This is a genomic window from Sporomusa termitida, assembly GCF_007641255.1.
Taxonomy (GTDB): domain Bacteria; phylum Bacillota; class Negativicutes; order Sporomusales; family Sporomusaceae; genus Sporomusa; species Sporomusa termitida.
Genome location: NZ_CP036259.1, coordinates 1,852,512 through 1,873,844, shown reverse-complemented (window position 1 = coordinate 1,873,844; position 21,333 = coordinate 1,852,512). Strand labels below are relative to the sequence as shown.

The window sequence follows — 21,333 nt, the reverse complement described above, 5'->3', positions numbered from 1 at the left end:
TCGGATAAAGCGAAACTTGCCGGGAAGGATTGGAATGAACTTCCAGGCTTAGTTGAGCCAATCCAGGAGCTTAGCAACACTTATGCCGCTGCCAGAGCAGGGGCATTAGTGGCGCTTAGCTATCGGATAAAGCGAAACTTGCCGGGAAGGATTGGAATGAACTTCCAGGCTTAGTTGAGCCAATCCAGGAGCTTAGCAACACTTATGCCGCTGCCGGAGCAGGGGCATTAGTGGCGCTTAGCTATCGGCTAAAGCGAAACTTGCCGGGAAGGAACTTGTCTAACCGGGCTCTAGTAAAAAGCGGGCAGTATCTGTCGACACTGCCCGCAAGACTGCTAATCAACGGTTGTCAGGAGAATCCGCTCACATAAATCAGCAAAATGAATACCAACGGCCGCAGCAGCCTTAGGTACCAGGCTGGTAGCTGTCATGCCCGGTATCGTATTAATTTCCAGTACGTAAGGATGGTTAGACTGATCAAGCATAACATCAACACGACCAATCCCGCGGCAGTTTAACAGCTTATAGGCTGCAAGCGCTACTTGCTGAACGCGGCCGGTAGTCTCCACTGCCAGACGGGCGGGAACAATATACTGGGTAGCGCCTTTGGTATATTTTGCCCTGTAATCATAACGGCCTGATTCTGGTACAATTTCTATGACCGGGAGTGCCTCCGGCCGGTCGGTTCCTAAGATTGCGACAGTCAATTCTTTGCCGTTGATGAATTCCTCAACAACAATATGGTCGCTAAACTTAAAAGCTTCTGTTATCGCATCATCAATATCGGCAGGGTCTTCCACAATGGTAACCCCAATACTCGAACCTTGCGCAGCTGACTTAATAACTACCGGCACGCCAAATTCGCCTTGAATCTCACTAAGCAAATCCCCCCCGGTCTCCTGCTTGCTGTAAAGCCGTGAGCGGGGCGTGGGGATCCCGGCGGCCACAAACAATCGTTTTGTTACTGCTTTATCCATGGCAGCAGCGCTGGCCAGCACCCCCGAACCGGTATAGGGTATCCCTAACATGTCCAGTGTTCCTTGCAGGAGTCCGTCTTCACCATAGAGGCCATGGACAGCATTAAACACCACATCAATTTTATTGTTTTTTAATTGTTCGACAAAATTACGGGGGTTTAGGTCAATCCCGATGGCCTGATACCCTTTTTCCTGCAGTGCTCCTAAAATAGCGCCCCCGGTGTTTAATGATACCTCACGCTCAGCAGAAGGGCCGCCCATGACAACGGCAATTTTCTTATTCTTCAAGCTAATGTCCTCCTTCAGCTACCTGGACCCGTACAATCTGTGCACCTAAAGCCTGCAATTTTTTCTCAATATTTTCATAACCCCGGTCAATATGATAAACCTGCTCAACCTCTGAGGTTCCCTTAGCGGCAAGGGCCGCCAGCACCAAGGCACTGCCAGCCCGTAAATCAGGTGCCGCCACATTGGCTCCGGTCAAACTTGCAACACCGCGAATAATAGCAGTCCGGCCTTCCACTTTTATTTTAGCCCCCATCCGGGTAAGTTCGTCTACATGTTTAAAGCGGTTCTCAAAAATAGTTTCCGTGATAATGCTGGTACCTTTGGCAATCGAAACCAATGACAGCATCGGTGCCTGCAGGTCGGTGGGAAATCCCGGGTAAGGCAGGGTTTTAATATCAACCCCCCTGAGCTCCCCGGCTTTTATCCGGACATAATCCTTGCCGGTTACGATCTGGGCGCCAATATCCTGCAATTTATCAGTAACCGAGAATAAATGCTCCGGAATAATGTTTTCAACAACAACATCACCACGCGTCATAGCGCTTGCCATTAGAAAGGTGCCTGCTTCAATCCGGTCACACATTACCGTGTGCTCGGTCGGGGTAAGTTTGGCCACACCGTCAATTCTGATGGTATCTGTTCCCGCCCCACTAATCCTTGCTCCCATTTTATTCAAGATGGTTTGCAAGTCCGTGATTTCAGGTTCACGCGCCGCATTGCGGATAATTGTTGTACCCTTGGCCAGTGCGGCAGCCATCATTGCATTCTCAGTCGCCCCCACGCTGGGAAAGTCAAAATTAACCTCGCCGCCTGTTAATTCTTCAGCCTCAGCCTCAATAAATCCAAAACTTTCATCAACTTTTGCGCCAATTCTTTCGAGTGCTTTGATATGTAGATTAATTGGCCTTGGCCCGATAGCACAACCACCGGGATAGGAGATTCTGACTTTGCGGAATCTCCCTAACAGCGGCCCCATCAGGAACACCGAAGCCCGCATTTCCCGCATTAAATGCTCGGGAATTTCAGCCTTACTGACATTAGTCGTGTCAATCAGCATGGTATGGCCCTGCCTGATTATTTTAGCCCCTATGAGTGTTAAAATATCCTGCATGGCCTGAATATCGCGCAAATAGGGAACATCATGGATAATACTAACGCCGGAACACAGAAGCGTTGCCGCCATAATCGGCAATGTAGCATTTTTAGCCCCGCTCACCCGGACATTACCACATAGTTGTACTTCGCCTCTGACGATAAATTTCTCCATCGTCTTCCCTCCCAGACAAGTACAATCACCCTTTAATTTCTTATATCTAATCTCTAAAATTTCTGGCTATTACTGCTGATGCGTAAGCTTTTCTACCAGTTCTTCCCCCGTTTGGTAGATATTGCCGGCACCCATGGTCATCACCAAATCTCCGGGCTCTACAATCTCAGCCAGATACCGGGCAATTTTATCTCTTTCCGGTATATAAGTAACTCGCTGATTAGTTTGCCGTTCAACCTCAATTTTAAGTGTCTCGCCGGTTATTCCCGGAATAGGCTGTTCTCCGGCTGAATAAATATCAGTAAGAATCAATATATCAGCCGCAGTAAAAGCACGGCCGAACTCCTTACTCAAAAACTGAGTACGGGTATACCTATGCGGCTGAAAAATGCAGATTAGCCGTTTAGGATCTGTTTGGCGCGCACCTAGCAACGTTGTGGTAATTTCTGTAGGGTGATGAGCGTAGTCATCCACTACCCAAACGCCGTTTACCCTCCCTTTGGACTGAAAACGGCGTTTAGCCCCCTGAAACTGGCTCAGGCCTTCGACAATTTGCGAAAAACTCAGCCCGGCTTCAACCCCCACGGCCACAGCAGCCAGCGCATTTGCCACATTATGCACGCCTGGAACACAAATTCTGGCCGTGCCTAAAAGTTCTTCCCGATAATACACATCAAAAATTGTCACCGGACCATCGGATTTAATATTACGCGCCGTATAATCAGCAGCCTGTTCAAGTGCATATGATACATAACGCGTTTCAAGTTTGGTCGCAATATTCCTGACATGAATATTGTCGAAACATAAAACGGCTAATCCACTCCCAGGCTGAAGCTTATGTAAAAATTCATCAAAAGTGCGTAATATATTATCCATGGTTTTGTAGTAGTCCATGTGATCGTTCTCAATATTGGTCACAACTGCAATATGCGGGGCAAGTTTTAAAAAAGAGCCGTCACTTTCATCAGCCTCTGCCACTAAATAAGGACCATGCCCAAACTTTGCACTACCGCCTATTGATTCCAGTTCACCGCCAATAATGATGGTAGGGTCCGTCCCGGACTTCTCAAGCATCAGGGCAATCATCGAGGTAGTTGTGGTCTTGCCATGAGCGCCGGCTACAGCAATTCCCTGCCGTTTGCGCATCAGGAATGCCAGTACATCAGCCCGGTGATATACTGCAATTTCCTTATCACGGGCAGCTTTAATCTCCGGGTTGGTTTCGGGGATAGCCGTTGAAACAACTACAGCCTGTGTGCCGCTAATATTCTCATAATTGTGACCAATATGCACCTTTGCCCCCGCCTGCTCAAGTCTGGAGGTAACAGCCGATTTCTGGGCATCAGAACCGGAAACAGCATACCCCATTTCAAGCAATACTTTGGCAATGGCACTCATACCAGAGCCACCGATACCAATAAAATGAATTCTTTGTACATCATCTAACAACAGTATTTCTCCCCTTTCTTGCGCACCCCGTCTCCGGCGCCCGCATCCGGCAGAAAGAGCTGCTCTGAAACTACCCGGCTGCCGCTCTGGCATACCACATAGTATGCGCTGCCCACACCCGGTGTTACCTTTTATTATTACTTTGCAGCTTTATTAGGCAAAGGGCCAACCGGGCAATTACTTCTGCTGCCTGAGGCCGGCCCGACTCTCTGCTTTTTTCAGCCATGGTTGATAATATGGCTGGATTCTCCACTAAGCTCTCAATTGTAGCTATCAGCTTACTGCCTGTTAACTCCTTATCTGCAATCACTGTTGCCGCACCATGTCTCTCCAGAGCCCTGGCATTGAATTCCTGATGGTTTTCGGCGGCATAAGGATATGGTATCAGGATTGAGGGAATACCGCGGGCTGTCAATTCTGCCAAGCCAACAGCCCCGGCCCGGAAAATTCCTAAATCAGCAGCAGCCAATGCCAGCGGCATATTATACAAATAAGGTTCAATGATAATATTTCCACCACTGGAAATGTCTATACCAGCTTGTTTAATATTGCTAACTATGCTATTATACTCGTTTTGTCCTGTTACATGCAATATTTGAATATGGGGACTGCCGCTAAAATGTTTGTACACCTCAAACATAGCGTTATTTATGCTGCGCGCCCCACGGCTGCCGCCAACTACCAGCAAGGTAAGCTTATTAGGATCTAACCCTAAAGCCCTTTGGCCCTCGTCCCGTCCTGCCGACATAACCTCAGGCCTGATGGGGTTACCGGTAAATATAAGCTGGTCAGGCTTGTACCTTGTAAAATATTGCTCAGCTTCTTTGTACCCTACGGCAATTTTATCAACAAACCGGGCCAATATTTTATTGGTGATACCTGGTATGACATTTTGTTCCTGAATCATGGTTGGAACTTTCAGCAGGCTGGCAGCCAAAAGTACCGGACCGCACACATAGCCGCCGGTACCGATAACAACATCAGGCTTAAAACGCTTAATAATTTTTATGGAATTCCAAACACTGCCGGCTGTATTGCACAAAGTCCGGATATTCTGCCAGGAAAGGCGGCGCTCCAGGCCCCGTACTTCGATTGTTGCAAAAGCAAAGCCTTCTTTAGGTACAATGTCGGACTCCAGACCATGTTTAGTGCCTACAAACAGGATTTCACAATTGCCGCTTAATCTGGCAACTTCTCTTGCGATAGTAACGGCGGGGTAGATGTGGCCGCCTGTTCCCCCGCCAGATATAATCAGGCGCATATTGCTTGCCCCCTAAATTCATTTCAAATTAATATATCGTGATATGTTGAGGAGAATGCCGACTCCTGCCAGGGTAAAAATTAATGCCGACCCGCCAAAGCTAATGAAAGGCAATGGTATTCCCGTTACCGGCATGGATGCGGTAACCACCGCAATATTCATCAGGGCCTGCAAAACGATGATGCTTGTTATTCCCCCTGCCAATAAACTCCCAAAAATATCAGGAGCTGAAATTGCTATTTTATAACCTCGCCAGGCCAGGAGAAAAAACAAAATAATTACAGTAACGGTACCGATAAAACCCAGTTCCTCCCCCAAAATAGCAAATATAAAATCCGTATGCGGTTCAGGTAAATACAAAAACTTTTCCCGGCTGCGCCCCAGGCCAACACCAAACAGACCACCGGAACCAATGGCATACAGCGACTGAATGATGTGGTAACCGCTGTTTAAGGGATCTGCCCAGGGATCACTGAATGCCAGCAGGCGTTTAAGGCGATAGGGCTCCACCAGGATAGCACCAATAATGCCGGCAACCCCCAGTGCCCCCAGCGATCCTAAATGGGATAATTTAGCGCCGGCAGCAAATAGCAGGATAAACACTGTACCGCCAATAACAAGCGCGGTTCCCAGATCAGGCTCTTTTAAGATCAGCCCGAACACAACTAAAAGCATCGTCAGCTGGGGGACAACCCCCTTAGTAAAGCTACTGATTTTGTCCTGAGATTTTGCCAGGCTGTTGGCAGTAAACAGGACCATCGCCAATTTGGCGATTTCTGATGGCTGCAAATAAAGGGACCCGAAGCCTAACCAGCGTCTGGCACCATTAACAACCTTACCTAAACCAGGTATAAGGACAAGTACTAATAAAACAAGTGTAACGAGCATTGCGGGCTTCGCCAGCGTACGCCATGCATGATAATCAACATTCATTGTGAACAGCATGGCCAGCAATCCCAGGGTGGCCCAAATCATCTGGCGTTTTAGAAAGTAGTAGCTGTCATTATAGTTGACATAGGCGGAAACGGCACTGGAACTATAAACCATTACTATCCCAAAACCCAACAAACCAATAATGGCAAAAAAGATGACATAGTCGGGCGACTTAGGTCTGACCGCCAATCTCGCTCCCTCCTTAACCTAACCGGCATACCAAATCTTTAAATATTTTCCCCCGTTCCTCATAGTTATTAAACATATCATAGCTGGCACAGGCTGGAGACAAAAGTACCACCTGCGGCGGCTGTGCCAGTTTATGGGCAAGGGTAACTGCCGCGGGGAAAGAAGGCACAGAATGAATATTCCTTACGCCCTGTTGCGCTGCCGCTTCAGCAAAACGCGGCCCGGCTTCACCCATTACAATCAAATGATCAACCCGCTCTTTGGCCAACTGCATAAATTCAGTCAGATCTGTATTCTTATCCCGGCCGCCGGCAATAAGAATAATATGACCGGCAAAAGCCTCAAGCGCTTTTATCGTCGATTCAGGGTTAGTAGCTTTAGAATCATTGTAATAACTTACACCGGCAATTTCCCTTACAGGCTCAATCCGGTGCTCCACACCCGGAAATGCTTTAAGAACGGCAGCCATGTTTTCCAGGCTGGCGCCGGCAAAATAACCAACTGCGCAGGCAGCCAGAGCATTTTCTACATTATGGCCGCCTTTTATTTGCATATCACTGACTGCACAGATAACACCGGTTTTTCCCGCCCAGTTCAGAGTGATGTTGCCGCTATCTACATAAAAACCCTGCGCAAGGCACTGGCGGCGGCTGAAATAAATAATATTCCCGGGCGCCCGGGCCGCCATCCCCCGTACAGTCACATCATCATAATTAAGAATTATGTAGTCATTTTTATCCTGCCGGATAAAAATCCGTTCCTTCATCTCCTGATAGGCAGCCATAGTGTGATGCCTGTCAAGATGATCAGGTGTCAGATTTAAAACCGCCGCAATGTGAGGTTTAAAGTTTATTGCTCCCTCCAGCTGGAAGCTTGATATCTCGGCAACAACAAAACTGTCGGGCCCGACCGTAAGCGCCTGCTCAGACAAAGCAGCGCCGATATTGCCGCCTACAGCTACCTGGCGGCCTGTAGTCTTTAGAATCTCCCCAAGCAGGGTTGTTGTTGTTGTTTTACCGTTAGTGCCGGTAATTGCTATAATCGGTGCGCTGCTCAGGCGATAGGCAACCTCGACTTCACTCATTACCGGAATACCGCGTATTTGCGCGGCAGCAACCAGCGGTATATAGATAGATATGCCTGGCGACAGCACTATATAATCGATACCGTCCAATAATGTTTCTGTCTGATTACCCAGCGCCAGCCTGACACCGTTTGTTTTTAGCCGGGAAAGATCTTTATCAATTTTAGCGGCCGGTTTCGCATCACTTAAGGTAACCTGCGCCCCCAGCTGCTGCAAAATATCAGCAACTGAAATACCGCTAACACCGGCACCGAGTACTAAAATTTTCTTAGTAAAAAACTCTGTCTGCTTAATCATTACATACCCCCAGACCGGCTAACTGCCAGTAAGCTCAACGCAACGGCGGCAAATACTGCGCCAGCCAGCCAGAATACGGTCACCACTTTGGTCTCAGACCAACCGGATAATTCAAAATGATGATGAATAGGACTCATTTTAAAAACCCGCTTACCTGTTGACTTAAAAGAAATTACCTGAATAATGACGGAAAGCGCTTCAACAACAAATACGCCGCCCACAATAACCAGTAAGAATTCAGTTTTGGTCATTACTGCCACTGCCGCCAGCGCACCGCCCAACGCCAGTGAACCGGTGTCACCCATAAAAACTTTGGCCGGATGAGCATTATACCGCAAAAACCCCAGACAGGCCCCGGCTAAAGCTACACAAAAAATGGCCAAATCAGGCTTGCCAAAAGACAGGGCCACGACAGCATAAGCCAGGGCCGCAACGGTGGTTGTGCCGGCGGCTAAACCATCAAGACCGTCAGTAAGATTAACCGCATTCGTGGTCCCCACAAGGACAACGAAGATTAACAGATAATATAAAGCCCCAAAATCAATAGTAACTCCCCAAACAGGTATCCAGATGTCGGTGCCGCGGCCAAAATAAATACTGGCAATATAAGAGAGTGCCAACGCCATAACGATTTGCCCCAGCAGCTTTTGCCGGGCTTTAAGCCCCAGCGAACGTTTTAACACAACTTTAATAAAGTCATCCAGAAAGCCGATTAAACCATGTCCTAATGTAACAAATAGAGCTAACAGGACTTCCTGATTATTACCGGCAAACAGCAGGCTGGGAATGGTAAGCGCCACTAACAGCAAAACCCCGCCCATAGTCGGTGTGCCGGCTTTGGCATAATGCCGCTCAGGTCCTTCTTCTCTAATGCTTTGCCCGAATTTTAGCCGCTTTAGCATAGGAATAACCAGCGGTCCTGCCAGGATAGCGATGGCAAACGCCATCGCGGCAGCATACAACAATTCCTGCATCGTAACCTCCTGAATCGACTCGCTAACGCAGCGATAAATGATCAAATGCTTTCAGCATCGTTTCCATTTTCATACCGCGGGAGCCTTTTAGCAAAATATAGTCCCCCGGTTGCAGCAGACACTGCAGCATCTCAATCGCCTGTTGGTGGCAGGTAAAAGCATGGACAATTTTAACACCATGTTCAGCAGCAGCAGCAGCAATGTATTCGGCTAAAGGCCCTATTGTAAGAACAATGTCCAGACCTTGTTCAGCAGCCAATTGGCCAATCCGCCGATGAGATCCGGCAGCGGTATCGCCAAGCTCCAGCATATCCCCTAACACGGCGATCCTGCGGCCTTTGCCAATAGCGGCCAGGGTGTCAAGGGCAGCTGCCATTGATAAGGGGCTGGCATTATACACATCATTAATAACCGTATATTCGCCATAATTTCTGATCTCAAGCCGCATGGCCCCGGGAACAAAACTACTGATCCCGGCAGCCAGATCACCGGGCAACAGCCCCAATTCCCACCCGGCGGCAATAGCCGCCAGGGCATTATACACATTATGGCTGCCTACAGTATGCAAAATGACAGGAAAAGAACCACGGGGGCCTGCGCAGTCAAAGGTAGTAATTAAATCGCCGTTTTTCCCTGTCACTATGTTCTCAGCCCGCACCGTAGCTGCCGGACCCAAGCCATACAGGACAACCCGCCCTTGCGCTTTGTGCTGCATAGCCCGGACATGCGGATCATCTGCATTCAGCACAACTACATCATCCGGCCCGATTGCTTCCACTAATTCGGCCTTGGCGGCCGCAATATTTTCAATTGAACCCAGGATTTCCATATGCGTTTCGCCCACATTGGTTACTACCCCTACGGTGGGCAAGGCAATCTCAGCAAGTTCCCGAATCTGTCCACAAGCCCGCATTCCCATTTCAACAACGGCGGCTTCATGGTCTGCGTCCAGTTTCAGCAGGGTTAAGGGCAGGCCAATCTCATTATTAAAGTTGGCTTCGGTTTTAAGTACATGAAACCGGCTGGCTAAAACAGCCGCCAGCATATCCTTGGTCGTCGTCTTGCCATTAGAGCCGGTCACACCGATTACAGGAATCTGATAGCGGCTGCGGTGCAGCCTGGCTAAGGCCTGAAAGGCACTCAAAGTATCCTGTACCTCAATCACAGCTACAGGATTGGCCACAGCCACCGGCCGGCAGACAACGACCCCGGCAGCGCCCTTGGCGGCCGCCTGGGCAGCAAATTCATGACCGTCAAAGCGTTCCCCCGCTAAAGCGATAAATAAATTGCCCGGCTGCACGGTCCGGGTATCGGTGGAAATGCCGCGAAAAAATTTGCCGCCGCTGCCAGTCCAGCGGCCACCAGTAGCTTTTAATACTTCACTTAAGCTAAAATCAGGCATTTATTTTCATCTCCCTGATAACCTCACGCGCTACCTGGCGATCATCAAAATCAATGGTCCTGTCTTTTAATATCTGATAGGTCTCATGGCCCTTACCGGCGATCAGCACCACATCCTGCGGCCCGGCCAGTTGAATGGCCTGCGTAATCGCCTGCCGGCGGTCAATAATTATTTGATAGCTTTTGGCGCTATGGCCGGCTGCCAAAGCGTCTTTAAGCCCCACTTCAATATCTTCCAGTATTTTTCCCGGCTCTTCACTGCGGGGGTTATCCGAAGTAGCCAGCACAATGTCGCCATAGACTGCGGCCAGTTTACCCATAAGGGGACGCTTAGTACGGTCACGGTCGCCGCCGCAGCCAAACACGACAATAATTTTGGCGGTGGCAAACTGTTTTGCTGTTTTTAGGACATTCTCCAGTCCATCCGGCGTGTGGGCATAGTCAACGATGACAGTAAACGGTTGTCCGGCCTGCACAAGCTCAAACCGGCCCGGTACACTGCTAAAGCCTTCGAGCGCCTGCCTGATTATGGCCGGATCGATTTTTTCCGCTAAGGCGGCCCCGGCTGCCGCCAATACGTTATAGACATTAAACATGCCGGTAATATTGAGGGTAAGCGGCATAGCACCAAACGGCCCCTTGATACTAAAACTGGAGCCTGCCGCGGCCACGGCCAGACTGTCGGCAGTGAGTACGGCTGTGCTGTTGATCCCATAGCTGATCACCGGACAACCGGCATGGGCTGCCATCGCTTTTCCGACCGGATCATCAAAATTAATAATTGCCGTTTTACCCTGTTTCTTACTGTCAGGTCTATTTAAACTCCGGAACAATTCGGCTTTGGTTTCTATATAATTTGCAAATGTTTGATGGAAATCCAGATGGTCCTGGGTCATATTGGTAAATACGGCGACGTCAAATTCACAACCGGCTATCCGCCCTAACGCCAAAGCGTGGGAAGAAACCTCCATAATTGCATATTCCATGCCATTGGCGACCATTTCTGCGAGAATACTTTGCAGTTCAATAACGTCAGGTGTTGTATTTTTTACCGGGAGTATCTGATCGCCAATCATGGTCTGAATCGTACCGATCAAGCCCGCTTTATGGCCGGCCTGCCGCAAAATGCTTCTAATCAGATAGGTTGTCGTTGTCTTCCCGTTGGTGCCGGTAACACCGATCATACGCAGTTTATGGCCCGGATAATCAAAAAAATACGGGACAATAACCTGCATCGCCTTACGGGTATCAGCAACTTTGATAATCGTAATATCTTCACAGCCCGCTGCCGGTACGTCCTTCTCCACCAGTACAGCCGCGGCCCCCTGCTGCACAGCGGCAGTGATAAAATCGTGTCCGTCAGCATGAACCCCGGACAGACAAACAAACAGTGTGCCGGGAACAACCTGCCGCGAATCATGGGCCACGGCCCTGATTTCCCGTTCAAGCCGCCCCTGTATTGCTGCAGCTGGCAATAAGTCGGTCAGCTGTTTTAAACCTTTGATCATAATTATCCTCCTGCCCCAATTACAATAATTACGTTATACCCTTATTATCTATTTTTACCAATATCTTTTATTTTAACGCCATTTACTCAAAATAGGTAGTAATACTTGTTCCTGATAACACTTTGCTGCCAGGCAATGGATCTTGTTTGATCACGGTTCCGTCCGTGCCCACGGGATTTATCACAAACCCCAGCTCAGCCAGCATATCTGATGCCTCGCGTGGTGTCCGGCCGGTTAAATCCGGCACCGTCACCTCACCGGCCTGATAACGTGGTGTCATTGTATACAGCAATACCCCGCTGCCAGTCGGAATGCGGCTCCCCGGTTTGGGAATCTGATCGGCGATCCGGTCACCAGACTCCTCTATACGCGGTTTCAGCCCTGCCTTTTCCAGTTCTTTGACAGCCTCAGGCACACTGAGGTTTATTACGCTCGGAATCAGTATATGCGTATCCGGCGCAGCGGGCTTAGTCAGATTGACGGTAGTCTGGGGGGTGACTTTGAGATACTGCAGGACATCTTTCATAACCGCCCCAAATACGGGTGCTGCAATCTGCCCGCCATAATAGAGACCAACAGGTTCGTCAATAATAACCAGCATCGCGACCTGGGGATTATCAGCCGGAGCAAAGCCGACAAACGAGGCGACATATTTATCCGGCAAATAGCCGCCGGCGCCAACTTTCTGGGCAGTACCTGTTTTACCGGCAATCTTATAGCCTTCAATATACGCATTCCGGCCTGATCCCTGGGTTACGACCGATTCCAGGATCTCTTTAACTTGTTTCGTGGTTGTCGGATCAAGTACCTGCCTGATTACATCAGGTTGATAGCCTCTGACAATTTGCCCTGATTTATCCTTAACCTCGCGGACAATCTGGGGCCGGAGAAGCTGACCATCGTTGGCCACAGCAGCAGCGGCAGTCACTAATTGCACAGGGGAAACGGCAATACTCTGACCAATTGACATTGTGGCAATATTGATCGGCGTTGCTTTGGCCCGGTCAATCATAATGCCCTTTGCTTCACCCGGCAAATCAATATTGGTAACGTGTCCGAAGCCAAACGCATCAATATACCGGTAAAATGGATCACGGCCCAGACGCAGTCCGACATTAACAAACCCCACATTACAGGAGTTCTGAACCACCTCGGCAAAAGTCTGACTGCCATGGCCGCCATGCTTCCAGCAATGAATGTGCCGTCCCTGGACCTCAACCTCACCGGGATCATAGAATCTTTCATCAGCTTTAACAATATGTTCGGACATGACGGCTGAGGTCGTAATGATTTTGAAAGTTGACCCCGGCTCATAAACATTAGAAACAGCTATATTCCGCCAAAGTTTCGGCGAAACCTCACTAAATTTATTAGGATTATAGTCAGGCCTGTTAGCCAGCGCCAGAATGCCGCCATCACGCGGATCAATGGCAATAATGGTAGCGGCTTTCGCCTGGGTTTCTTTCATTACCCGGTCCAATTCCCGTTCAATAATCTGTTGAATAATCAAATCAATAGTAAGATAGACATTATTCCCTTCCGTCGGGGGCACAAACCGGTGGGAGGCCTGAGGTATCTCCTGCCCTCTGGCATCGTATTCAATCACGATGCTGCCTGAGCGGCCTTTGAGATAACTGTCAAAGGTCATTTCCACGCCATCCAGTCCCTGGCTGTCAATTCCATTAAAGCCAAGCACATGTGCCGCCAGATTATCATGGGGATAATAACGCTGACCCTCTTGCGTCAGGCCAATACCGGGCAAATTAAGCATTTGAACCTGCCGGGCCGTTTCCGGGTCAATCTTTCGTTTGATCCAGGTGAATGCCTGCCGCTTTTTCAGTTTGTTCCTAAGGTTGTTTTCATCTAATGCCAAAATAGCAGCCAGTCTGGCTGCTGTTTCATCTTGATTCCGTATTTCGGCAGGTATAGCATATACAGACTCCGTACTGACACTAACCGCAAGTTCCCGGCCATGTCGGTCAAAAATAATGCCCCGCTTTGCCTCAACCGGAATCTCGCGGATTCGCTGATCTACAGCATTCTCCGATAACCAGGCGCTCTTATAAAACTGGAGATACAGTAAGCGACCAATCAACCCCATCATAATTACCGATATGATCAAGAACAGGCAAGCGACCCTCTTCCTGATGGTAACATGCGAAACAGATGCCACTTATTTATCTCCCCCATCGTTAAAAAATTACCGCCCTTTGCTCGCCTCCGCCTTGTTAAGTTTAATAGCACCCAGTAGCTGCTCAGCAACACCGGTATCTCTGGCCGGTACTGCCTGAGCCGGACTGTCTGCAGCTGCAGCTGAAGCATAATAGGCATTTTTCGGCACAATCATCCCTAACTCTTTTACGGCAATTTCTTCAATTCGCTGCGGTGATTTAAGTTTGGCAATATCAAGACGCAAAAGCTCATTTTCTTTCTCCAGTTTTGCTACTTGACCCTTAATTTTTACCAAATCATAGCCGGACTGTACAATGGCAGCACTCTGCATTGTTGTAACAGCAGCCATTACAATAGCAATAACGACAAGTATCAGGCATTTAGTGCGCAGTTGCTTATCAGCTTTTCGTATTTTCTTAGGCGCAGGTGAAGCGGCTTCCTGTTCATACACATGTATTTCTTGTTTTTTATGTACTAACATTTCTATTGTTCCTCCCCTTAATTTAGAACAATTGTCGCTATAACTTAACAGCGATACGAAGCTTAGCACTACGAGCGCGAGGGTTTTTCTCAAGCTCATCAGGCGATGGCAGCACAGGTTTTCCCAAAACTTTTATTTGGGGTTTATGCTGGCAAACACAGATTGGCAGTTGTGGCGGACAGATGCAGGTTTTGGCCAGGTGCTGCAAGGTCTGTTTCGCTATCCGGTCCTCCAGCGAATGAAATGTGATTATACCAATCCGGCCGCCGGCTTTCAGACATTCAACGGCGGTGATAAAAGTATCCCGCAAAATCGCCAGCTCATTATTGACTTCAATCCTAATCGCCTGAAATGTTCTTTTGGCCGGATGCGGTCCCTCCCGGCGGGCGGCGGCCGGGATGGCTTTCTTAATAATATCGACAAGCCGGCCTGTCGTTTTTATATCAGACACAGCCCTATTTTCCACAATAAAGCGGGCAATCCGCTTAGCCCAGCGCTCTTCACCATAATCAGTAATCATGGCTGACAATTGCTGCTCGCTGTAAGTATTCACAACATCATATGCGGAAAAATCCGCATTGGTATTCATACGCATATCCAGCGGGGCATCCTGCATATAAGAAAATCCCCGGTCAGCAACATCAAGCTGATGCGATGATACCCCCAAGTCAAACAGTATACCGTCAACCAATCCTGTTTTCAGCTCGGCAAGCACTGAACCCAGACACTGAAAATTACTTTGCACAATGTCAATCCGGCAATCAGCCGCAGCCAGACGCTGTTTACCGGCCTGAATCGCGGCCTGATCCTGATCAATGCCGATCAGCCAGCCGGCCGGCGCCAGGCGTGCGGCTAACGCAGCAGAATGGCCCCCGCCGCCTAACGTGCAATCTACATAGATCCCTGCCGGATCGGAAAAAATGCCTGCGACACTCTCTGCCAGCAATACACTCGTATGTTCAAATCCATGTTCCTGCACTTTTATCACTCGTTTCAGCTATAATTAAATTCCTAAATCAGCCATAGTTTCGGCAATCGCCGCAACTGTAGGGCTTATTTGCCGGTTATATTCATCCCAGGCCGCTTTATCCCAAATTTCAATCCGGGTTGACACACCGATAACAACCACGTCCTTATCTAACTTAGCGTGCTCCCGTAAGTTAGGCGGCACAAGCACCCGCCCCTGTTTATCACACTCAAGTTCGGCTGCTCCGGAAAAGAAGAAACGGACGAAGGCCCGGGCTTCCGGTTTAGCCAGTGGCAGTTTCTTTAATTTTTCTTCTAGGATGGCCCACTCACTGCGGGTATATACAAACAAACAGTTATCAAGACCTTTGGTGGCAATAAATGTGTCTTCTAATTCTTCACGGAATTTGGCGGGAAGAATCAGCCGCCCTTTATTGTCGATGGCATGTAAATATTCACCCATGAACACGGCTGTCACCACCACTTTAAATAATCAACCACTTTACACCACTTTACACCACTTTTTAGTCTATTCTGGGCAAATAAAAAAAATCCTGCCTGAAATCTGCAGGATTTAAAAAAAACCAAAATTTGGAGACTAAAGTCCTGGTTCCGCTATCGCCTGTTGACGGAAAGCTTGGTCATACTTTTTCATTGTCGGACAGGTATTAGTATAATTACCAAGGTAACCATTATAATAATAAAATCATGACAAGCTTTAATCAAGTATGATATAATGAATTAGCTTGTAAACATATTCCATATTTAACTTAAGGAGGCTGCTACAATGAGTATCACTAAAGAAATGAGCATCGTTGATGTTGTCCAAAAATATCCCCAGACTGTGCAAGTATTCCGCAGCTACGGCATGGGTTGCCTTGGCTGTGCTGCTGCCCGCTTTGAGAACATTGAGCAAGGCGCGGCCGCTCACGGCATAGATACAACCGCTCTGGTGGCCGATCTAAACAAAGCCGTAAACGAATAGTCCTTAGAAAAATTTGGCTTGTTCCAAGTCCTCAGGAGCCGGCAGAAGCCACCTGTGCCCTTTAGGGTAAAGATTTTTCTTATCCCCTAGATCAGGTTTTGAACTTGCTAAACTCCTGATAGGGTTAATAAGCAGGGCCTAGCCGGCCCTGTTTTTTTTGCCTGTCACAAGTCAAAAGTTTTATGCTGCCTCGAAGCAACACCGCAGCCGTTTTTTTCTTCACCGGCCTGCCCGCGTGGTGGCAACAAGAATCCCGGCGGCCGTTTCATAGTCTAGGGCCAGCTCAGTATTATCAATACGCAGGACATAGACCGGAGCGGTCTGCAGCACTTCTATGTCCGCTCCGGGCAATAAGCCAAACACAGTCAGCTTCCGCATATGCTGGTCATCATGACTGCGTACAGCGATAATTTTAGCCGTTTCGCCAGCCCGGAGCATGATAACCGGTTTCACACTATCCCTCCCGCCAGGCCTAAAACCAGGCCCAGCTGCAGCAACTGGTGAATGAAAGTTGCCGCAATAAATGTAATCATGATAATCAATGCCACCATAATGCAGGCGGTGATCGGCCCCCGTTCCTTGACCATCACGGCAAACTGGGCAACACACGGAACAAACAGGGTCAGGGCAACGGCGGCAACCACTAACTGCATATCTGTCAGCCGGCCGGCAGCCGCCAGGTCATACAGCCCGGCGGCACCATAATCACGGCGGAAAAAACCGAGCAAAAAAGCTTGCGCTGCGGCCGGCGGCAGTCCGATCAGCCCCATAACAGGCTGCAGATATTGAATCAGGGCAGCTAAAATGCCACTGCGGTCACCAGCCCATAATACAGCACTGGCAGCAACAAATACCGGCAATATTTCCCTAAAATACCACGTCATCCGCGTGGACGCTTTTTTTATGACATTACGGATAAGCGGTAATCTTAATGGCGGCAGCTCCATATAGAAAGCACTCCGGTGCCCGGGCACAAGCCTGGTGCTTAACCTGCCCGCAACAGCAAAAATGAGAAGTAAATACCCACTCCAGAGAATAACTGCGGCCGGGTTATGCGAAAGCAGCGCCAGCACAACGCCAAGCTGAGCCGAACAAGGGATAGTCAAAGATAATAAAAATGTAGCTAACAGCCGCTCCCGCTTCGTTTCCAGGGTGCGTGTCACCATGACTGCCATAGTACCGCAGCCCAGCCCCAGTGTCAAGGGAATAACGGCCCGGCCATTCAGTCCGAAATACCGGAACACCGAATCGGCCAGCATAGCCAGCCGCGGCAGGTAGCCGGTATCCTCCAGTACGGCAAAAGCTAAGAAAAATGTCCCGACAATAGGCAGAATAATTGCTGCCGCATAGCGGAAGCCCATCGTAAAGACACCATAGTCCCCCACCAGCAGCGAGCGCAGCCATTCCCACGGAATCCAGGCATTAACCGCGCCTTGGGCCACGGGAATAAGGATTGGTATAAACACGCAGTTATTAATATAATCAACAAGATAACCGGCACCGAATTTCCCCACAAACTGGTATAGACCGCAATACAGAACAATGCATAAAATAGGGATGCCTGTTAAGGGTTTTCTGGTTACCTTTCCCAGCCATGGGGCCAGCCCTTTCCGTTCACGGCAGCCCGGCGGCGCGTACACCACCGTTTGGGCAATAAGCTTATCAATAATATCCTGCCGCGCCGCCGCTACCAGAGCACCAAGGTTGTGATCCGGCCGGAACGGCAGCTGCTTAATGGCAGCAGCTATATCCGGCCAGGCAGCTTCGGTTTGAGCAACTGCCACTGCGCTTTCGTCCCCTTGCAGGATTAAGAGGGAGGCACTGCGCTGGTCAAAGCCGTAGTTTCGGCTTAACAGCGCACTTATGCCGGCCACAGACCGCTCAATCTGTTCATTCAATGGTATAAAAACCGGTTTTATCACTTGATATTGACTAATTGCCTTTGTTAAAGCACCCATTCCGGTACCGCTAACAGCAGCAGTGGCAACAACCGGAATTCCCAGCAATTGTTCAAGTCGCACAATATCAATCATCATGCCAATCTGTCGAGCTTCATCCATAATATTCAGGTTAAGGATGACAGGAATCCCGGTATCAAGCAGCTGCATAGTCAGATTCAGCATACGCTTTAGATTCTTCGCATCAACTACATGGACGATAACATCAGGCCTGCGTTTAGCCAGCAGTAACCTGGTAACCCGCTCTTCCTCGGTCAGAGGAATCAGCGAATACAAGCCCGGTGTATCCATAACCTCGAACCGGTGACCGTTACAGCTGAACTGGCCAACCGCAATATCAACACTAGTGCCGGGATAATTCGATACTGCCGCATAGCGGCCTGTTAAATGATTAAATATGGCACTTTTACCGACATTCGGTGAGCCTACAAGTACTACTTTTATTACTGGAGCCCGCACCAGAGTGTCCTCCGTTAGTTCGAAATACTATGGTATTTCCTATGCTAAAAGGTACGGGGATATGCGTATACATAAAGAAGACACGGCTTGCGCCGAGGCTTGGGCGAAGCGTAAGCCGATATTGCCTTTATCCAGGCGAAAGTTATACTCTCTATCCTGAAAAATAGCATTTTTATTTCTTTGATGGTGCCGTTGTAACGGCATGACTGTCTGTCAGGACAAAAAATTCCCGGCCTCAGAAGGCCGGGAATTAACTTTTAACTTATATCAGTTTTTCCACTTTAGCAGCAATATTCGCTTTCGGCATATACCCGGTCAGTTTCTCAACCTGTTCACCATTCTTAAAGACAACCATCGTCGGCAAACTCATAACACCATATTTTTGCGCCAGTGAACGGCTCTCATCAACATTGACTTTGGCAATCTTAATTTGGTCGCTCATTTCTTCTGCCAGTTCATCCATAACCGGCGCCAGGCGGGTGCAGTAGCCACACCACGGAGCCCAAAAATCTACAAGCACCGGCTTTGTAGCGTCAAGCACTTCTTCCTGGAAATTATTTTCGTTAGCATTGACTACATTTGCCATCAGACAGTCCCCCTTTTTTACTTAAATAAAATAAGAATACACTATCCTACTTGTGGTTGCGAAGTTCAACCAATACACAACACCGGTCAACCACATTAAGATCAAGGTTTTTAGCCTGTTCCACCACACTGGCAGCATTAGCTCCAGGCTGCAGCCACACATTTTTAATGCCAAGCTCACAGCAATTATTCACAATCTGCTCGCCAACTTTCGGCGGAACGACAACATTTACGACTTCAGGCACACAGGGTAAATCCTTCAGCGCCGGGTAGCATTTATCCCCGAGGATCTCATCAACGCCGGGATTTACCGGATACACATCATAGCCGGCTTCCTTCAAAGCCTTGAATATCTTATAGCCAAACTTTTCCTTATTATCGGTAGCTCCCACAACAGCCCATTGTTTATTTTTGAGCATAGCTTCGGTATCGTTAGTATTGCTCATAGAACAACCCCCTTACGTCATTGTACGACGTTACCTGTTAAATCATTCCTCAACAACAGTTACTTTATTCATTATGTTGCCTTGATTAATTTGATCCACAATCTCCATACCCTCAATGACCTTGCCAAATACAGTATGTAATCCATCCAGATGGGGCTGAGGTTCATAGACAATAAAGAACTGGCTGCCACCGGTGTTGGGACCGCGATGAGCCATTGACAGTGAGCCCCGTTCATGTTTATGGGGATTGCCTTTGGTTTCACACGGAATCGTGTAGCCAGGACCGCCGGTGCCGGTGCCGTTTGGACAGCCGCCCTGCGCCACAAAACCTTGAATAACCCGGTGAAACTGTAAACCATTATAAAAACCTTCATTAATCAGCTTTTCAAAGTTAGCAACAGTCTGCGGCGCGTCTTTGTCAAACAGCTCAATGACCACATTGCCTTTATCCATCTCAATAATTGCTTTTTTCAAAGTATATCCCTCTCTTAAATAGAATTATTTTAATTATAACACAGTTGGCCATACTTTGGCAAAATTGGAATCTCCGCCCTATTAATTTTTAGAAAATTCGGCTTATGCCAAGTCCTTTAGGTAAATATTTTTCTTATCCCTTAAATTATGGCCCCGGGTTTTTATAAATTCTGATGGAGTAAAAAAAAAACACCTTCTAAACAGAAAGTGTTTTTAATAACTGCTATATACGCCCATGATACCGTTCTCCTGTATGTTCATACCCGCTTCGCGCAGGTGGGCGTTTTGTATTTATGCTTTTGACTTCCACTCTAAGCGGCCTGCCAGCGGCATAACATCAAACTCCCCATGTAAATGAGTCGGTTGAACATATAAGAGGTAACGAGCACCTCAGGCATCAGTGACTTTTAACACTATGATCTTATCATGTTCACACTGTTAGTTCAAGGTTGAAAATCAGTCAAAAAACTGGGGTTTTTGACTGCTACAGGAAACCCACCGTGATTTGCCGGTGCGAACTTCAGCGCACACCGCCATCATTCATTTGACTTCCGGCAAATTGCCGGCTTTCTCTGCTTTTAAGTGGCGGACGCAGTTGAGCAGGGTAATGGTAGGCCGGCCCTCATAAAAATCAATGACATTTACAGCTGTATTATCCTGTCTGATACGCCAGACATGATTAAGGTGAATATCAAGTATGGCACATAAAATGGTGCCAATCGTGCCGCCATGAGCAACGACAGCCACAGTTTGGCCGGGATGGGCGGCTAATATCTGCCGGATGGCGGCAGTTGACCGTTCTTTTAGCTGCCGGAAGGTCTCTCCCCCCGGGATCTCCAGTTCGTCCGGCGTTGTCCATAGCTTGCCTAACAGACCCGGCCAGCGCTCAGTTATTTGCTCATAGGTAAGACCTTCCCACTCGCCAAACTTTATCTCCCGCAATTCCGGTACGAGCTTTACCGTCAGGCTGTGGGCCGCGGCAATACATTCAGCGGTCTTAAAAGCCCGGGACAAATCACTGGCATAAACAGCATGAACAGGTTCTTCTGCCAGACGCTCGGCCACAGCCCGGGCCTGATTAAGCCCGGTATCAGTCAGGGCAATATCGCTGTGTCCCTGATATTTCCGCTCTAAATTCCATACAGTTTGACCGTGCCGCACTACTATCAGTCTGGTCAT

Annotated in this window: 20 protein-coding genes and 1 other RNA gene; 1 reads left to right on the top strand and 20 read right to left on the bottom strand. The window is 48.5% G+C overall.

Going from position 1 to position 21,333, the window contains the following annotated elements:
- Positions 1-335: 335 nt before the first annotated feature.
- From SPTER_RS08460 to mraZ, 13 genes are all read right to left on the bottom strand, one after another.
- Positions 336-1,265 carry a D-alanine--D-alanine ligase family protein gene (locus SPTER_RS08460; RefSeq protein WP_144350005.1) on the bottom strand — a complete coding sequence of 310 codons (930 nt, stop codon included), beginning with the start codon at positions 1,263-1,265 and terminating at the stop codon, positions 336-338.
- Between the two features lies 1 nt (position 1,266).
- Positions 1,267-2,532, bottom strand: a complete 1,266-nt coding sequence (gene murA, locus SPTER_RS08455) for a UDP-N-acetylglucosamine 1-carboxyvinyltransferase (protein ID WP_144350004.1) — start codon at positions 2,530-2,532, stop codon at positions 1,267-1,269.
- Between the two features lie 69 nt (positions 2,533-2,601).
- Positions 2,602-3,981, bottom strand: coding sequence for a UDP-N-acetylmuramate--L-alanine ligase (gene murC, locus SPTER_RS08450; protein ID WP_144350003.1), 1,380 nt, complete (start codon positions 3,979-3,981; stop codon positions 2,602-2,604).
- Between the two features lie 124 nt (positions 3,982-4,105).
- Positions 4,106-5,242: an undecaprenyldiphospho-muramoylpentapeptide beta-N-acetylglucosaminyltransferase gene (gene murG, locus SPTER_RS08445; RefSeq protein WP_144350002.1), complete on the bottom strand. Its 1,137-nt coding sequence runs from the start codon at positions 5,240-5,242 to the stop codon at positions 4,106-4,108.
- Positions 5,243-5,260: 18 nt separating this feature from the next.
- The gene (gene spoVE / locus SPTER_RS08440) at positions 5,261-6,364 is read right to left on the bottom strand and encodes a stage V sporulation protein E (RefSeq protein ID WP_144350001.1); all 1,104 of its coding nucleotides are present in this window, start codon (positions 6,362-6,364) and stop codon (positions 5,261-5,263) included.
- Between the two features lie 13 nt (positions 6,365-6,377).
- Positions 6,378-7,745, bottom strand: a complete 1,368-nt coding sequence (gene murD, locus SPTER_RS08435) for a UDP-N-acetylmuramoyl-L-alanine--D-glutamate ligase (RefSeq protein WP_144350000.1) — start codon at positions 7,743-7,745, stop codon at positions 6,378-6,380.
- Positions 7,745-8,719: a phospho-N-acetylmuramoyl-pentapeptide-transferase gene (gene mraY / locus SPTER_RS08430; RefSeq protein ID WP_144349999.1), complete on the bottom strand. Its 975-nt coding sequence runs from the start codon at positions 8,717-8,719 to the stop codon at positions 7,745-7,747. Before mraY ends, murD begins: the two co-directional genes overlap by 1 nt.
- Before the next feature lie 22 nt (positions 8,720-8,741).
- Positions 8,742-10,121: a UDP-N-acetylmuramoyl-tripeptide--D-alanyl-D-alanine ligase gene (locus SPTER_RS08425; protein WP_144349998.1), complete on the bottom strand. Its 1,380-nt coding sequence runs from the start codon at positions 10,119-10,121 to the stop codon at positions 8,742-8,744.
- Complete coding sequence (locus tag SPTER_RS08420; protein WP_144349997.1) at positions 10,114-11,628, bottom strand: UDP-N-acetylmuramoyl-L-alanyl-D-glutamate--2,6-diaminopimelate ligase; 1,515 nt, start codon at positions 11,626-11,628, stop codon at positions 10,114-10,116. Before SPTER_RS08420 ends, SPTER_RS08425 begins: the two co-directional genes overlap by 8 nt.
- An 82-nt stretch (positions 11,629-11,710) precedes the next feature.
- Complete coding sequence (locus tag SPTER_RS08415) at positions 11,711-13,801, bottom strand: stage V sporulation protein D (RefSeq protein ID WP_144349996.1); 2,091 nt, start codon at positions 13,799-13,801, stop codon at positions 11,711-11,713.
- A gap of 27 nt (positions 13,802-13,828) precedes the next feature.
- Positions 13,829-14,281: a cell division protein FtsL gene (gene ftsL / locus SPTER_RS08410; protein ID WP_144349995.1), complete on the bottom strand. Its 453-nt coding sequence runs from the start codon at positions 14,279-14,281 to the stop codon at positions 13,829-13,831.
- 37 nt (positions 14,282-14,318) lie between these two features.
- Positions 14,319-15,260 carry a 16S rRNA (cytosine(1402)-N(4))-methyltransferase RsmH gene (gene rsmH, locus SPTER_RS08405; RefSeq protein ID WP_246105534.1) on the bottom strand — a complete coding sequence of 314 codons (942 nt, stop codon included), beginning with the start codon at positions 15,258-15,260 and terminating at the stop codon, positions 14,319-14,321.
- 24 nt (positions 15,261-15,284) lie between these two features.
- Complete coding sequence (mraZ, locus tag SPTER_RS08400; RefSeq protein WP_144349993.1) at positions 15,285-15,716, bottom strand: division/cell wall cluster transcriptional repressor MraZ; 432 nt, start codon at positions 15,714-15,716, stop codon at positions 15,285-15,287.
- Between the two features lie 318 nt (positions 15,717-16,034).
- Between mraZ and SPTER_RS08395 the strand changes: the two genes are divergently transcribed.
- The gene (locus SPTER_RS08395; protein WP_144349992.1) at positions 16,035-16,232 is read left to right on the top strand and encodes a DUF1858 domain-containing protein; all 198 of its coding nucleotides are present in this window, start codon (positions 16,035-16,037) and stop codon (positions 16,230-16,232) included.
- 219 nt (positions 16,233-16,451) lie between these two features.
- On the opposite strand, the gene SPTER_RS08390 is transcribed toward SPTER_RS08395, so the two are convergent.
- The 7 genes from SPTER_RS08390 to cobC form a co-directional block, all read right to left on the bottom strand.
- The gene (locus tag SPTER_RS08390; RefSeq protein ID WP_246105533.1) at positions 16,452-16,685 is read right to left on the bottom strand and encodes a FeoA family protein; all 234 of its coding nucleotides are present in this window, start codon (positions 16,683-16,685) and stop codon (positions 16,452-16,454) included.
- Positions 16,682-18,649 (bottom strand): ferrous iron transport protein B, encoded by a 1,968-nt coding sequence (gene feoB / locus SPTER_RS08385; protein WP_144349991.1) that lies wholly within the window; start codon positions 18,647-18,649, stop codon positions 16,682-16,684. Before feoB ends, SPTER_RS08390 begins: the two co-directional genes overlap by 4 nt.
- Positions 18,650-18,911: 262 nt before the next feature.
- A complete protein-coding gene (trxA, locus tag SPTER_RS08380; RefSeq protein ID WP_144349990.1) occupies positions 18,912-19,235 on the bottom strand; it encodes a thioredoxin in 324 nt (107 codons plus the stop codon).
- Between the two features lie 46 nt (positions 19,236-19,281).
- Positions 19,282-19,680: a CoA-binding protein gene (locus SPTER_RS08375; RefSeq protein WP_144349989.1), complete on the bottom strand. Its 399-nt coding sequence runs from the start codon at positions 19,678-19,680 to the stop codon at positions 19,282-19,284.
- A gap of 42 nt (positions 19,681-19,722) precedes the next feature.
- Positions 19,723-20,154 carry a peptidylprolyl isomerase gene (locus SPTER_RS08370; RefSeq protein WP_144349988.1) on the bottom strand — a complete coding sequence of 144 codons (432 nt, stop codon included), beginning with the start codon at positions 20,152-20,154 and terminating at the stop codon, positions 19,723-19,725.
- 226 nt (positions 20,155-20,380) lie between these two features.
- A non-coding RNA gene (gene ssrS / locus SPTER_RS08365) (6S RNA) lies at positions 20,381-20,554 on the bottom strand.
- A 140-nt stretch (positions 20,555-20,694) separates the two neighbouring features.
- On the bottom strand, positions 20,695-21,333 hold the full coding sequence (cobC, locus tag SPTER_RS08360; protein WP_144349987.1) for an alpha-ribazole phosphatase: 639 nt from the start codon (positions 21,331-21,333) through the stop codon (positions 20,695-20,697).